The organism is Companilactobacillus mishanensis (genome assembly GCF_003946505.1).
Taxonomy (GTDB): domain Bacteria; phylum Bacillota; class Bacilli; order Lactobacillales; family Lactobacillaceae; genus Companilactobacillus; species Companilactobacillus mishanensis.
The window spans coordinates 140,992-155,336 of the sequence record NZ_RHON01000004.1; the positions used below are offsets into that span (position 1 = coordinate 140,992).

The window sequence follows — 14,345 nt, forward strand, 5'->3', positions numbered from 1 at the left end:
TAAAAACAGATACATTACGAGGGGGCAATACAATGAAGAAAAGCATTGTTAAGCTATTGGCCGTTGGTATGTTGCTTGGGGGAGCAATCGTTCCTGCCACAGTCACAAATAATGGTTTTGCTAGTCCAGTTACTACAACTCAAACTGCAAAAGCCGCTACTACCGATGATCAAGCACAAACAATTAGTTATAAAGTTTTGAAGACAGGTACAAATAATTCATCAATGTCTAGCCAATACTTTACAAAAACAGCTACTGTTACACCAAATGGTGATGGTACTTACAAAGTTACTTTAAAAGTTAATATTCCATCATTAGGTGGTATTTCTATAGGTGTAGATATTCTTAACATGAATGGAAAACCTGTTACTGATGGTAGTTCATATAATGATAATGGTAAGAATTATATGGATGTTAGTTTTGACATTGATAGCTTGTCAGATTTAAGCAATAAAATGACAAGTGACATGAAAATTAAATTAGGACCAGTTTCATTACCAATGTCAGTATCTGCTGATTTTGTATTCGATACAAGCACTTTGAAACCTGACACAAGTACAGATACTTCAAAACCAAGTACTGACACAGATACGGGAGACAAGGATCCTATCATTCCTGATACAAACACAGATAACGGAAGTACTGTTTTACCTGGAACAGATAGCAACAACTCTGGTTCTAATGTAATTATTGGAACACCAGTTACTACACCTTCAACATCGACTGTAACTGATCAAGAAATTCCTTATCAAGTTTTGAAGGAAGACCCTTCTCAAGGAGAATCTGTTTCAACTCAATTCTTTACTGGTAAGTCTAAAGTATCTAAGAATGATGATGGTACATACAAGGTCGCTATGACTTTGGTTTACCCAACTAGCTTTGGTACTCAACCTGTAACAATTGATTCCATTAATGGTGGATCAATCAATCCAGATGATACAAAGTATTATAGTAATGACGGCAACAATTACATGGATTACAGTTTTAATATTAAGAGCATGTCTGATTTAGATAACTTGATCCCATGTACAATGAGTATTGATGTTTCAAACCTTGGATTCAAGTCTACTGAAAGCGTGAACTTCAAGTTCAATGCGACTGCTTCTGGCGTTGCTGGATCAAGCGCTGTCGGAACTGCAGGTACATCAACTGGTGCAACTGGCACTAATGGATCTGGAGTTTATGGTTCAACTTCTGGTTGGCCATCAGGATCAACTAGTGGTTCAGGTACTGGCGCAGCTGGAGCAACAGGTTCTGCTGCAAACAGTATGTTGCCACAGACTGGTAATACAACTAGTTCAGCTACTGTTACACCAAATGGTGATGGTACTTACAAAGTTACTTTAAAAGTTAATATTCCATCATTAGGTGGTATTTCTATAGGTGTAGATATTCTTAACATGAATGGAAAACCTGTTACTGATGGTAGTTCATATAATGATAATGGTAAGAATTATATGGATGTTAGTTTTGACATTGATAGCTTGTCAGATTTAAGCAATAAAATGACAAGTGACATGAAAATTAAATTAGGACCAGTTTCATTACCAATGTCAGTATCTGCTGATTTTGTATTCGATACAAGCACTTTGAAACCTGACACAAGTACAGATACTTCAAAACCAAGTACTGACACAGATACGGGAGACAAGGATCCTATCATTCCTGATACAAACACAGATAACGGAAGTACTGTTTTACCTGGAACAGATAGCAACAACTCTGGTTCTAATGTAATTATTGGAACACCAGTTACTACACCTTCAACATCGACTGTAACTGATCAAGAAATTCCTTATCAAGTTTTGAAGGAAGACCCTTCTCAAGGAGAATCTGTTTCAACTCAATTCTTTACTGGTAAGTCTAAAGTATCTAAGAATGATGATGGTACATACAAGGTCGCTATGACTTTGGTTTACCCAACTAGCTTTGGTACTCAACCTGTAACAATTGATTCCATTAATGGTGGATCAATCAATCCAGATGATACAAAGTATTATAGTAATGACGGCAACAATTACATGGATTACAGTTTTAATATTAAGAGCATGTCTGATTTAGATAACTTGATCCCATGTACAATGAGTATTGATGTTTCAAACCTTGGATTCAAGTCTACTGAAAGCGTGAACTTCAAGTTCAATGCGACTGCTTCTGGCGTTGCTGGATCAAGCGCTGTCGGAACTGCAGGTACATCAACTGGTGCAACTGGCACTAATGGATCTGGAGTTTATGGTTCAACTTCTGGTTGGCCATCAGGATCAACTAGTGGTTCAGGTACTGGCGCAGCTGGAGCAACAGGTTCTGCTGCAAACAGTATGTTGCCACAGACTGGTAATACAACTAGTTCAGCTATTTTAACTTCTATCGGGGTTTTGGTTGCCGGATTAGGAATGCTAGTTTTCAAAAAATCATATATTAAAGATTAATTACCAGAAAGCTGTGACATAGGTCGCAGCTTTTTTGTATCTCCAAATGTTTACAGACTAAACGTGCGACAAAAGACTGCAACCTCCGCTTAGCTACGAAACACGAACGATTGAAAGTACCAATCATCCGTGTGTCTAGGCTATGCTCGGTGGCAAAACGTCTTCCGTCACACTCTCTTTTTTTCAAAATTAAACAAATTTCTTTCACAATGTAGGAAACAAATGTCTATCTAATGGGCGTATAACTAATAATAATTATTATTGATAATATACTTATTGGAGAGACATTATGATTAATAAAATAACTTATCCAGCGGTAGTAGCACAAAGTGTTCTTGATGATCAAATCATGTACAATGTTTCATTTCCTGATTTATCGTCTGCAATCACGTACGGCACCAATCTTCGTGAAGCATTATTAAATGCCCGGACCTTGTTGAAATTATTATTGGATGGAGAAGAAGCTTTGCCGGAGTCTTCGACGATGACTGAGGTTCAAGCCCATTATCCAAAATGTATGGTCTCGTTAGTTACAGCTGAATGGAATAAAGAATAGGACTCGAAATTTAATTTCGAGTCCTATTTAATTGCCTTCGGCGACTAATGGATATGAGAGATCCAAGATGTACCCGAATCCTCGTATTGTTTTTATCCACTGTGGATTCTGTGGATCTTTTTCTAGTTTGTCACGAAGGTGACTGATATGAATGTCTATTATTCTCGATGAACCTATCGAATCATACCCCCAAACACCTTCAAGCAGTTGATCTCTGCTTAATACTTGCCCACGATGCTTCATTAGATACCAAAGTAAGCTGAATTCCTTAGGAGTTAGACCAAGATCAACGCCGTTGTTGGTAACTATGTATTGTTTGAAATCTATTTGTAGATTTTCACACTTCACACAGGCTCGGTCTTTGATCTTTTTTGAATCTTCGAAATCTATTAGGTTGTTCTTCTGTGTCTTGTTATACACCCAAAATAGTTGTTTTAATCTGGCTATCAATTCGACGTAATCAACTGGTTCAATCAAATAGGTATCGATGTTTAACCCGTAACAAGTAAGACGTTCATCGTGATTTTCTTTTGGAGAGATCACGATAATTGGTCCTTCAATATTTTCACGTAAGATTTGTAGTTCTTTTTTGTGTTTCTTTAAGGGAGCAGCAGATAAATCCCATATTAATCCAGAAACTTCACCATTGTTTACAAGCTCGATCGTTTGACGAGGGTCAGTCATATTACTGATATACCAGCCCTGTTCATTACAATGACGGTTAATCTCAATGAATAATGACAAGTTACTACTCAGCAAAACTAAAGGTTGCATTTATTCATCTGACCTCCAGATCAATGACATTCTGTTTTTTATTCGGTAAGTACCTAGAGTATAACAAGTGCTAAAGGTCAAAGTCTGTTTTGAACCCTCCATTTTCTAATCTATTTTCGTATAAAATTATATAAAAAATCGAATAATTTGAGCTTTTTGAGCATTTCCTGTAACACAAAATTTACATTCAATTTACATTACCTATACTCATTCTTTACATTGACCGTGTAAATTAAAGGCAGACTTAAAAGATGGCTAGAAGCCTAATTATATTATTTAAGGAGTCCTATTTATGAAAAAGAGAAACCTAATCTCAACACTTGTCATGTTAGGTGCTGTAGGTACTGTATTAGCAGGATGTGGTTCTAACAACGCTTCATCTAATGGTAGTTCAGATGCCAGCGACCATTCAGGCAAGATTACTGCTGTTGGATCAACAGCCCTTCAACCATTAGTTGAAAAAGCTGCAGGCAATTTCCAAAAGGATAATAAGAAGATCGACATTACTGTTCAAGGTGGTGGTTCTGGTCAAGGACTAAGCCAAGTCCAAGATGGCGCCGTTGCAATTGGTAACTCAGATATCTTCGCAGAATCAAAAGATGGTGTTGATGCTAAGAAACTTGTTGACCACAAGGTTGCCGTTGTTGGTATGGCACCAGTTGTTAACAAAGATGCCGGTGTTGATAACGTTTCAATGTCACAATTGAAAGATATCTTCACAGGAAAGATCACTAACTGGAAAGAATTAGGCGGTAAAGACGAAAAGATCACTGTTGTTAACCGTGCTCAAGGTAGTGGTACTCGTGCAACATTCGAAGACGCTGTTCTAAAAGGCGCTACAGCTGTTAAGTCACAAGAACAAGATTCAAATGGTACTGTTCAAAAGATCGTTTCAAGTACACCAGGTGCTATCAGTTACTTAGCATTCTCATACTTGAACGACCAAGTAAAACCTCTATCTATCGATAAGGTAAAACCAACAGATGCCAACGTTGAAACAAACAAATGGAAGATTTGGTCATATGAACACATGTACACAAATGGTAAGGCTAAAAACGCTACCGCTGACTTTATCAAGTACATGGATTCAGAATCAGTACAAAAAGATTTAGTTAAGAAAATGGGCTACATTAGTATTCACAATATGAAAGTAGAAAAGGATTCTAAAGGCGCTGTTACAGACAAATAGGATTCTTGTTTTTCAAAAAAAACTTTGACCAAATTAGAGGGAGATTTTGTCAAACTCGTTTGATTGAAGTTTTTTTTCTTGTATATTTTTGGAGGATTTAATTTAAATGAAAGAGACTCAAAACAAGTTGCTATCTAAATCAAAAGCAACGCGTGAAGATTATCTCGGTAGATCAATCTGTTATTTCTGTATAGGGCTGATTATCGCTTTGGTAGTTTGTATTTTGTATTTTATTACGACGCGTGGTATAGCAACTTTCACTCAAAACCATGTTAGTGTGTGGGGATTTCTAACTGGACAAAACTGGAATCCAGGAGGGGTCGATAGTCACGGTAAACCAGAAGTTGGCGCTTTGCCAATGATCGTCACTTCATTCAGCGTTACCGTTCTTGCAGCATTAGTTGCAACTCCATTTGCTTTAGGTATGGCAATATTTATGTCAGAAATTGCCGGAAGCAAGGGTACAAAATTCTTACAACCCGTAATTGAATTACTAGTTGGTATTCCTTCAGTTGTCTATGGATTCATTGGACTATCTGTAGTTGTACCAATTATTAGAAAAGTTTTTGGTGGTACTGGATTCGGTATCTTAGCAGGTACGATCGTACTGTTCGTCATGGTATTACCAACAATTACATCACTGTCAGTTGATAGCTTAAAGGCTGTACCAATGAGTTATCGTCAAGCTTCACTTGCACTTGGTGCAAATCGCTGGCAAACGATTTACAAAGTTATTTTAAGAACAGCAGCACCTGGATTATTAACAGCCGTTATTTTCGGTATGGCCCGTGCGTTTGGTGAGGCACTAGCTGTACAAATGGTTATTGGTAATGCTGTCTTGATGCCACATGGTCTAGTTTCACCGGCATCTACTTTGACCAGTAAATTAACTACTGAAGTTGGAAACACTGTTATGGGAACTCTTCCTAACAATGCATTGTGGTCATTAGCATTGATCCTATTGTTGATGTCATTGTTCTTCAACTTGGTAGTTAGATTTATTGCGAGGAAAGGCAGTATTAAAAAATGAATCCTAAACGTGTAAATAATATTGCAACGGGCGTTATCTTCGCATTAGTAGGTATTGTTGTTGCGATTCTATTGTTTTTGATCGGCTATATTTTATTTAATGGTGTACCAAATATTTCTTGGAAGTTTTTAACAACTTCTGCTCAAGCTTTTAGTTCTGGTGGTGGTATCAGAGATCAGTTATTCAACTCGCTATATTTGTTAGTTTTGACACTGATTTTGTCATTTCCAATTGCTTTGGGTGCCGGAATTTATTTGGCTGAATATGCTCCTGATAATTGGGTAACAAATTTGATCAGAACAACGATTGAAGTTTTAAGCTCACTTCCATCAGTTGTTGTAGGTTTATTTGGTTACTTGTTCTTGGTTATTCAGTTACAACTGAGTTTCTCAATTTTATCAGGTGCGATTGCTTTAACATTCTTCAATTTGCCTCTATTGACTAGAAGTATTGAAGAATCATTGAACAGTGTTTCAAGTTTACAAAAAGAAGCTGGTAAATCTTTAGGACTTTCCGATTGGAAAACTATTACTAAGATTTTATTACCAGTAGCGTTACCAGGAATTTTGACAGGTGTTATTTTAAGTGCCGGACGTGTATTCGGTGAAGCTGCTGCTTTGATTTATACTGCTGGTCAAAGTGCTCCTGCCGTAAATTATGGTAACTGGAATTTCCTTGATCCAACTAGCTTTTTAAATCCAATGCGTCCAGCCGAAACATTAGCTGTACATATTTGGAAAGTTAACACGGAAAGTGTTACTCCTGATGCACACTTGATCTCAAGCGCATCTTCAGCAGTACTAATAATAGTAATTCTGATCTTCAACTTAGGGGCACGTTATCTCGGTAATCACCTCTATAAGAAGATGACAGCAACGAAGTGAGGTTTTTATGAAAACATATAATTTTGACGAATCTTATATAGCAGATGTTCCTGGCGAAAAGGAAATCACTGCTAAAGACGTTCAAGTATTTTATGGAGACAACCATGCAATATTCAATGCAAATTTGAAGTTTCTCAGAAACAAAGTTACTTCATTGATTGGTGCCTCTGGCTCCGGTAAATCAACCTTCTTGCGCTGTTTGAATCGAATGAATGATCGTATTGCCACTGTTAAAGGTGAAATTGATTATCAAGGAACAAACATCAACTCAAAGAACGTTAATGTTTACGAAGTCAGAAAACAAATCGGGATGGTATTTCAAAGACCAAATCCATTTGCTAAATCAATTCGTGAGAACATGACTTTTGCGCTGAAAGAGAATGGTATCAAAAGTAAAGATAAACTTGAAGAACGTATTGAAAGTAGTTTAAAAGAAGCTGCCCTTTGGGATGAAGTAAAAGATGAACTAGATAAAAGTGCACTTGCATTATCTGGTGGACAACAACAACGACTCTGTATTGCTAGAGCCATTGCAATGCGTCCCAATATACTTTTACTGGATGAGCCATGTAGTGCTCTGGACCCAATTTCGACATTAAAAATTGAAGAAACTGTAGTCCGATTAAAAGAGAATTACACGATTATCATTGTTACCCATAACATGGGACAAGCTACTCGTATCAGTGATTACACTGCCTTCTTCCATTTAGGGCATGTGATCGAATATGATGCGACAAAAAATATTTTTGAAAATCCATCTATGCAAGCAACATCAGATTATATTTCAGGAGACTTTGGATAGTCGGGGAGTAATATGTAATGCTTTAAAGATTGATTTGGAATCGGAGGACGATAAACAATATGCGGAAATTGTTTTCTAGTGAATTAGGAAAGTTACATGAGCAATTCTTAGAGATGGGTGTTAATACTAGCGAACAGATTTATCAAGCAACCAAAGCTTTCACAACACACGACAAAACACTAGCTAAAGAGGTAGTCGAAAATGATCAAAGTACAAACGGAGAAGAAGTTCACCTTGAAAAAGAGGCCTTTGATTTCATCGCATTACAGCAACCTGTTGCTACAGATCTACGAATTATCATGGTTATTCTAAAAGCTAGTTCAGACTTAGAACGTATTGGCGATCATGCCGTAACTATCGCCCAAGAGACAATTCGAGGAGAAACCGATTTAAGACTTCCAATTATCGAAAAAAACATTGCCGATATGACTGTTCAGATTAGGCGAATGCTCGAAATGGCATTAGATTCGTATATCAGAAATGATGAAAAAGCAGCCAGACAAGTGGCGGACGAAGATTTAATCATCGATAAGCATTATGTAATTACCAGAAATATGATCACGGATTCAGTTCAAAATGGATTTATGCAAGCCAATACTGGCTCAAGTTATTTGATGGTCGATCGAATGTTAGAAAGAATCGGAGACCATATCGTTAACTTGGCCGAATGGACTGTATACATTGGTACTGGCGAGATGGTCGAACTCAATCGTGGAAAACGAAATCCAGGATTAGTCGAAGAACTTATTGAAAAGGATAAGTCAGAAAGAAACACTTAAAAAAATAAATAGTGATTTTGTCAAAAACCGAAAAATAGCGATATCACCTCAAAAGAGGGATATCGCTATTTTGCTATCCAAACATCTTATTCTCATGATTAATTGATGTTGATGTCAGTAAATCTACTATTTCATCAATCAATATGTCAGAAACATTTTCGTCATCACGGAATTCTTTCTTCAGTTCACTGCGCATTTGATCCATACGTCCGTGTTGTACAACGGATAGGCCGGTATCTTTTTTTACGTCAGCAATTTCTTTTACGACAGTTAAACGTTCTGAAATTAGATTAACGATTTGGTGATCTAAACTGTCGATCTCACTTCTTAATGAAACTAGTGCGTTGTCTGGAGAAAATAGTTTGATAACTTCTTGAACGATTTTCTCTGGTCGTTTGCCGTTTGTTTGAATAGTTGAGTCAGCCAAACTTGAGTATAACGGTTCGCGTAATGCCCAACGATCCATCAATTGTTTCATAGATAATTGGCGAAGTAGAGGACGTTCAGTATCGGTAGCCAAGCGGCTGATGACCGTTGCCAAGTCGGCTTGTAGGAAGATAACAGTTGCATCACTTTTGGCAATGATCTCACGGTTGATATCAGATTCGACGATACCACCACCAGTACTGATAACACCTGAATTTTGCAGGCGGTCTTCGAGTACTTTGGTTTCCATCGTGCGGAAAGCTTTTTCACCGTTGTCTGCCATGAAGCTCTTGATTGATGTTCCAGTTTCCTTGACGAATTCATCATCTAAATCTAAAAATTGTTGTTTAGTTTCTTTAGCCAATTGTTGTCCGACAGTTGTTTTGCCGGCACCCATAAAGCCTATCAATATTATTGTGTTAGTCATTTTTAGATTCACCGACCTGTTCTCTAATTTCTTGTGCGTTTGTAAGTTTGTTATTTAAAACTTTAGTGTCACCGTCTGCGATAGCTGCTCGATAATCTTTAAGTGTATCTATCATCGTATCCATGGCGGTCAGGACTTGTTCTTGATTTGTCATTAGGATCCCGGTCCACAAATCGGGACTTGAGTTGGCAATTCTAGTAGTATCTTTGAATCCACCAGCTACTCGTTGTTGCCAAGTTAATTGATTATTTGGAAGTATTTGGTCAACTGAATCGGTCATTGCGAAAGCAACGATGTGAGGTAGGTCACTGATTCCAGAAATCAATCGATCATGCTCTTCGGCTGACATTAATTGGAAAATTGATCCTAATGATTTTAGCATGGAGCTTGCTCTGGTAGCTACTATTTGTTTTCCAACTAAGAAGAACGGAGCTCCGATAAACATATCTTTATTACGGTTGTCGATTCCTTCTTGATCAGTTCCAATCATCGGATGTCCACCGATAAAGTTGTCCAATCCTTCAGCATGTTTCATGATTTCTGTCTTAGTAGAACCGATATCAACTATCACTGCATTTTCTTTGACCGGTAATTTTTTGAGAAGTTCCATAGCTTCGATAATGTATGGAACATGTGCACTCAATACTATTACGTCAGCGTCAGCAACCGTGGCTTCATCGAAGTGTCCTTCGACGTTGATAACATTTTCGATTAATGCCGTTTCAATAGTATCCGGATCAGGGTCAATGCCGGTAACAAAAAAACGATTTGATTTTAAATTTTCGGCAATCGAGCTACCCATAGCTCCAAGACCATCAACTATTGCTTTTTTCATAATTTATACAAGTCCTTCTAAGTTTTCGAAAAATGTTGGATATGAGATTTTGACACTGTCGTCATCGTCCAAAATAACTGAACCGTCCGTGATAAGTGCGGCAATGCTCAGCATCATTGCGATTCGATGATCGCCGTGTCCGAAGACGTGAATGTTATCTGACTGTAGTGGAGTTCCACCATTAATGATGAATCCGTCGGATGTTGGAGTGACATCGGCACCTAATTTGGTTAGTTCTTCTTGAACTGTTTCGATACGGTCAGTTTCCTTAACATGCAATTCTGCCGCATCCTTGATAACGGTGGTTCCAGTTGCTTGCGTGGCTGCCAAAACGATTATCGGTAATTCATCTATTAATGAAGGAATGATACTTCCTCCAACTTCGATGCCGTGTAATTGGCTAGTGGTGACGGTGATATCAGCGATAGGTTCACCGAAATCATCCTTCATATCGATTGAAATATTGGCTCCCATTTCTTTCAAAACAGTTATGATACCGGTTCTGGTTTCATTGACGCCGACATTTTTTATCTTCAACTTACTATTTGGGGTAATCAATCCAGCCACGATCCAGAAAGCTGCGGATGAAATGTCGCCAGGGACTTCAATTTCGGTTGGCTGTAAAGTTTGGTCAGCAGGGATGTGAATCGTATCTCCCTCAATATCTACTTTGACTCCGAATTTTGGCAACATAGCTTCAGTGTGATTTCTTGTGTGGAAACTATCGGTCAGGCTGACGTCTGAGCCGGCTGCTAATCCAGCTAATAGAATTGAACTTTTAACTTGGGCTGAACCGACTTTTAAAGTCTGTGCAAATTTACTTGCGATTTTTGATTGATGTATTTGAAGTGGTAAGTGTCCATTTTGACTGTCGATATTTGCCCCAATTTCGGTCAATGGATCAATGATTCGGTCCATCGGACGTTTCGAAAGGCTGTTGTCGCCATGAACTTCAGCTTCGATATCTGCTCCTGCCATCAATCCAGTCAGTAATCTCGTAGACGTTCCAGAATTACCCATGTCTAGTGGAATGTTAGGTTTTTTCAGTCCGCGTATTCCGTGCCCCACAACTTCAGTGACTGTATCAGATTTGATGTCTATGTCGGCACCGAGTGATCTTAAAACGTTCATCGTACTCGTAACGTCAGCTGAATCTAATCGATTTAAAATTGTTGTCGTGCCATTTGCCATGGCTCCAAACATCAATGCTCGATGAGATATGCTTTTGTCGCCAGGTACGATAAGTGATCCGTTAAGACCTTGTTTTGCTGTGGGCAATGATTTCATGGGTAAAACTCCTTAGATATTTTCTGATTAGTTATTAGTAATAGTAGAAACAAACTCTGGCATGTCTGTCAGTTTAGTAGGGACAATTTTTGGTTGTCCGATATCAGTTAAAGCGACTAGATTCAAAATTCCATGTTGGTTTTTCTTGTCATTTTTTAGATGGTCGAAAAACTCTGGAGTTCCAATCAACTTTGAAGAGGTCGGTAAGCCGACAGCCTCAAGACGTTTGCGAATATCTTCAGTCACGTGCTTAGGAGTGATTTTAGTAGCTTCGAAGCATTCAGAAATTGTTACCATGCCGACTGCGACTGCTTCGCCGTGCATCAATTTACCATCAGCTAATAATTCGATTGCGTGTCCTAAAGTGTGGCCAAAGTTGAGAATGCGACGAAGATTGCTTTCTTTTTCATCTTGCATAACCACGTTAGCTTTGAATCCGACTGAACGTTCGATCAATTCTTGAGCATTGCTTAAGATATCATCCACTTTGGAAATTTTTCCAGTGAGTTCGAAGAAATCTCCGCCTACTAAAGCACTACATTTAACAACTTCGCCGTAACCTTCGACAAGATTTCTTTCAGATAAACTGTTTAAGAAAATCGGGTCGATCACGACTAGATCTGGTTGATAGAATGAGCCGATAATATTTTTAACTTTACCAAGATTGACGGCGGTTTTGCCACCAACGCTTGAGTCGACCATAGCAGTTAGGGAAGTGGCGATTTGGATAAAAGCAATCCCACGCATGTAGAGACTAGCGACAGTTCCGGATAGGTCACCGACAACTCCACCGCCTAAAGCAATTACGCCATCGCCACGTGTGAAGCCGTTATCTGCCATTTTTTGGATTATTTTTCCAACGTAGTCGAGGCTCTTTGAATGTTCTCCGACTGGAACGGTAGCAGTGATAACGTCGAATTTAGCTTTTTTCAGTAGATTGACGGTCGTATGTAAGTAAAGATCACCAACTTGTTCATCGGTTATAACGATGACTTTTCTGTTTGACCAAACTTCTTGGACTAATTGTCCGATCTGGCGATTCAAGCCCATTTCGATTTTCACATCGTATTGTTTATCAGGTAGAGTTACGGTTATCATTTATTTCTCTTCTTTCACTAAGTTGTGGATGTCAGTTGCAACGTGTGCCAAATGGTCGAATTGTTCAGGTGTAAGAGCTTGTTTACCATCAACAAAGGCTTCCTTTGGATGATTGTGGATTTCTACCATCAAGCCATCAGCACCAGCAGCGGCAGCAGCAAGGCCAATTGGTTCAACAAATTTTGTTACACCAGCGGCGTGTGATGGGTCGCCGATAACTGGGTAGTGAGTTAAATCTTTTAAAACAGGAATTGCAGAAACATCGAATGTATTACGAGTGTATTTGTTGTCGAAAGTTCTAATTCCACGTTCCATCAAGATGATTTGGTGGTTACCACCGGCAGCAATGTATTCAGATGCGTTCAATAGGTCATCGATAGTTGCTGACATACCACGTTTTAGAACGACTGGTTTGTTAGTTTTACCAACGGCTTTTAACAAAGCAAAGTTTTGCATGTTACGAGTACCAATTTGGAAAATATCTGTGTATTTGTCGATCATTTCTAAGTCTCTGGTATCCATGATTTCAGTAACCATGTCCATGCCTAATTTGTCAGCAGCTTCACGGTGCCATTTGAGTCCTTCTTCACCAAGGCCTTGGAAACTGTATGGGTTTGTACGGGGTTTGAATGAACCACCACGGAGCAATGTTGCACCTGATGCTTGAACATCTTTACCCATTAAGAGTACGTGTTCTGCGGATTCGATTGAATCTGGTCCGGCAATCAAGGCGAAACCTCCGTCACCGATAACACTATGTTTTGTTTTGATAACAGTGTTTTCTGGGTGGAATAAACGGCTGGCTTGAATAGCTGCTGGATGATCAGTAATAACTTGTTTTACATTATCGATTTTGAAAGGTACATCTTCCAAAGCTTTTTGATCGACGAAACCAACACGGTCATTATGTTGGAATACATGTTCCAATTTGTTTTCTGTTGCTTGTTGCATCACTTTGTTAGCGTCTTCTACATTCTTTAATTCGATTATCATTATTTAAATTCCTCTTTTGTTTTTTTAGTTTTTTACCATTTTTGTCATTAAATCAATTGGTGCTGTCTTATTGAACCATACCTCAAAGCTCAAAGCACCTTGTGCAATCAACATGTTCAATCCGTTTTCAGCGCTAAGCCCGGCCTGACGAGCAAAGTTGATAAATGTCGTGGGATTGTCACGGTAGATAATATCCACTACATGAGCGGGTTTGGTTACTTTGTTAAAATCTGCTTGAGTCAAAATACTCTTATCGTCTCTCATACCAACATTTGTGGCATTGATGATCAAATCTGCGTTTGGAAGCGCGTCATCAATTTCTGCTAAGTCTTCCAAATTTATGTTGAATAATGATTTGATCTGTTGTGCGTGGGATTCGAATCTTTCTGAATTACGATTGAAAATTCTGATATTGGTATTTTCCGGCTTGTAAGCTAGGATTGCTCGAGCAGCTCCACCGGAGCCAATCAGGATAACGTTCTTGGGCGAATTGTTGATAGTTTGCCAGAAGCCCAAACCATCAGTTGATGTCCCGATGAATTTGTCACCAACACGTTTAACTGTATTGACCGATTTTAATTTTTTTGCCATCGGGTCGATTTCGTCGAGAAAGTCGAGGATTTGATTCTTGTATGGCATTGTCACATTGAAACCACTGATGTGTTGCTGTTTTAATTTTGAAATTTCTTTCTTAAGCTTATCAGGTGCGAATTCAAAAGCTTTGTATTCAGCGTTGATATCGCAATCTTTCATCGCGGCATTTTGCATCAATGGTGATTTAGAATGATTGGCTGGAAAACCGATAACACCGTACAAGTTTTTTTCTATATCCATTT

Annotated in this window: 14 protein-coding genes; 7 read left to right on the top strand and 7 right to left on the bottom strand. The window is 38.5% G+C overall.

The annotated features are described in order from the left end of the window. The first annotated feature begins 32 nt into the window (after positions 1–32). A complete protein-coding gene (locus EKM63_RS06090; protein ID WP_125704759.1) occupies positions 33–2,429 on the top strand; it encodes an NEAT domain-containing protein in 2,397 nt (798 codons plus the stop codon). A 289-nt stretch (positions 2,430–2,718) separates the two neighbouring features. After that, the gene (locus EKM63_RS06095) at positions 2,719–2,985 is read left to right on the top strand and encodes a type II toxin-antitoxin system HicB family antitoxin (RefSeq protein ID WP_125704761.1); all 267 of its coding nucleotides are present in this window, start codon (positions 2,719–2,721) and stop codon (positions 2,983–2,985) included. A 27-nt stretch (positions 2,986–3,012) separates the two neighbouring features. Here EKM63_RS06095 and EKM63_RS11565 read toward each other — a convergent pair whose 3' ends face one another. Next, positions 3,013–3,759 carry a winged helix-turn-helix transcriptional regulator gene (locus EKM63_RS11565; protein WP_125704763.1) on the bottom strand — a complete coding sequence of 249 codons (747 nt, stop codon included), beginning with the start codon at positions 3,757–3,759 and terminating at the stop codon, positions 3,013–3,015. Positions 3,760–4,051: 292 nt separating this feature from the next. On the opposite strand from EKM63_RS11565, the gene EKM63_RS06105 reads away from it, so the two are divergent. The 5 genes from EKM63_RS06105 to phoU all read left to right on the top strand — a co-directional run bounded on the left by EKM63_RS06105 (position 4,052) and on the right by phoU (position 8,443). After that, positions 4,052–4,948 carry a phosphate ABC transporter substrate-binding protein PstS family protein gene (locus EKM63_RS06105; protein ID WP_125704765.1) on the top strand — a complete coding sequence of 299 codons (897 nt, stop codon included), beginning with the start codon at positions 4,052–4,054 and terminating at the stop codon, positions 4,946–4,948. Positions 4,949–5,054: 106 nt separating this feature from the next. Beyond that, entirely contained in the window at positions 5,055–5,978 is a 924-nt protein-coding gene (pstC, locus tag EKM63_RS06110; RefSeq protein ID WP_125704767.1) for a phosphate ABC transporter permease subunit PstC, read from the top strand. Then, on the top strand, positions 5,975–6,862 hold the full coding sequence (gene pstA / locus EKM63_RS06115) for a phosphate ABC transporter permease PstA (protein WP_125704769.1): 888 nt from the start codon (positions 5,975–5,977) through the stop codon (positions 6,860–6,862). The genes pstC and pstA overlap by 4 nt, the downstream gene beginning before the upstream one ends. Positions 6,863–6,869: 7 nt before the next feature. Further along, positions 6,870–7,664: a phosphate ABC transporter ATP-binding protein PstB gene (gene pstB / locus EKM63_RS06120; protein WP_125704771.1), complete on the top strand. Its 795-nt coding sequence runs from the start codon at positions 6,870–6,872 to the stop codon at positions 7,662–7,664. A 59-nt stretch (positions 7,665–7,723) separates the two neighbouring features. Further along, positions 7,724–8,443, top strand: coding sequence for a phosphate signaling complex protein PhoU (gene phoU, locus EKM63_RS06125; protein WP_125704773.1), 720 nt, complete (start codon positions 7,724–7,726; stop codon positions 8,441–8,443). Positions 8,444–8,516: 73 nt separating this feature from the next. Here the strand turns inward: phoU and EKM63_RS06130 are convergent, their stop codons facing one another. The 6 genes from EKM63_RS06130 to aroE are packed head-to-tail and all read right to left on the bottom strand — an operon-like array spanning position 8,517 to position 14,343. Continuing rightward, positions 8,517–9,296 (bottom strand): shikimate kinase, encoded by a 780-nt coding sequence (locus EKM63_RS06130; RefSeq protein WP_125704775.1) that lies wholly within the window; start codon positions 9,294–9,296, stop codon positions 8,517–8,519. After that, entirely contained in the window at positions 9,289–10,131 is an 843-nt protein-coding gene (locus tag EKM63_RS06135) for a prephenate dehydrogenase (protein WP_125704777.1), read from the bottom strand. Before EKM63_RS06135 ends, EKM63_RS06130 begins: the two co-directional genes overlap by 8 nt. A 3-nt stretch (positions 10,132–10,134) precedes the next feature. Continuing rightward, positions 10,135–11,418, bottom strand: a complete 1,284-nt coding sequence (aroA, locus tag EKM63_RS06140) for a 3-phosphoshikimate 1-carboxyvinyltransferase (RefSeq protein ID WP_125704779.1) — start codon at positions 11,416–11,418, stop codon at positions 10,135–10,137. Between the two features lie 27 nt (positions 11,419–11,445). Further along, positions 11,446–12,516 carry a 3-dehydroquinate synthase gene (gene aroB / locus EKM63_RS06145; RefSeq protein ID WP_125704781.1) on the bottom strand — a complete coding sequence of 357 codons (1,071 nt, stop codon included), beginning with the start codon at positions 12,514–12,516 and terminating at the stop codon, positions 11,446–11,448. Beyond that, a complete protein-coding gene (aroF, locus tag EKM63_RS06150) occupies positions 12,517–13,509 on the bottom strand; it encodes a 3-deoxy-7-phosphoheptulonate synthase (RefSeq protein WP_125704783.1) in 993 nt (330 codons plus the stop codon). 24 nt (positions 13,510–13,533) lie between these two features. Next, positions 13,534–14,343 (bottom strand): shikimate dehydrogenase, encoded by an 810-nt coding sequence (aroE, locus tag EKM63_RS06155; protein WP_125704785.1) that lies wholly within the window; start codon positions 14,341–14,343, stop codon positions 13,534–13,536. Positions 14,344–14,345: the final 2 nt, after the last annotated feature.

Bases quoted from the DNA above. Each gene is read 5' to 3' on its own strand.
- EKM63_RS06090 (WP_125704759.1), top strand. From the start codon at position 33: ATGAAGAAAAGCATTGTTAAGCTATTGGCCGTTGGTATGTTGCTTGGG.
- EKM63_RS06095 (WP_125704761.1), top strand. From the start codon at position 2,719: ATGATTAATAAAATAACTTATCCAGCGGTAGTAGCACAAAGTGTTCTT.
- EKM63_RS11565 (WP_125704763.1), bottom strand. From the start codon at position 3,759: ATGCAACCTTTAGTTTTGCTGAGTAGTAACTTGTCATTATTCATTGAG.
- EKM63_RS06105 (WP_125704765.1), top strand. From the start codon at position 4,052: ATGAAAAAGAGAAACCTAATCTCAACACTTGTCATGTTAGGTGCTGTA.
- pstC (WP_125704767.1), top strand. From the start codon at position 5,055: ATGAAAGAGACTCAAAACAAGTTGCTATCTAAATCAAAAGCAACGCGT.
- pstA (WP_125704769.1), top strand. From the start codon at position 5,975: ATGAATCCTAAACGTGTAAATAATATTGCAACGGGCGTTATCTTCGCA.
- pstB (WP_125704771.1), top strand. From the start codon at position 6,870: ATGAAAACATATAATTTTGACGAATCTTATATAGCAGATGTTCCTGGC.
- phoU (WP_125704773.1), top strand. From the start codon at position 7,724: ATGCGGAAATTGTTTTCTAGTGAATTAGGAAAGTTACATGAGCAATTC.
- EKM63_RS06130 (WP_125704775.1), bottom strand. From the start codon at position 9,296: ATGACTAACACAATAATATTGATAGGCTTTATGGGTGCCGGCAAAACA.
- EKM63_RS06135 (WP_125704777.1), bottom strand. From the start codon at position 10,131: ATGAAAAAAGCAATAGTTGATGGTCTTGGAGCTATGGGTAGCTCGATT.
- aroA (WP_125704779.1), bottom strand. From the start codon at position 11,418: ATGAAATCATTGCCCACAGCAAAACAAGGTCTTAACGGATCACTTATC.
- aroB (WP_125704781.1), bottom strand. From the start codon at position 12,516: ATGATAACCGTAACTCTACCTGATAAACAATACGATGTGAAAATCGAA.
- aroF (WP_125704783.1), bottom strand. From the start codon at position 13,509: ATGATAATCGAATTAAAGAATGTAGAAGACGCTAACAAAGTGATGCAA.
- aroE (WP_125704785.1), bottom strand. From the start codon at position 14,343: ATGGATATAGAAAAAAACTTGTACGGTGTTATCGGTTTTCCAGCCAAT.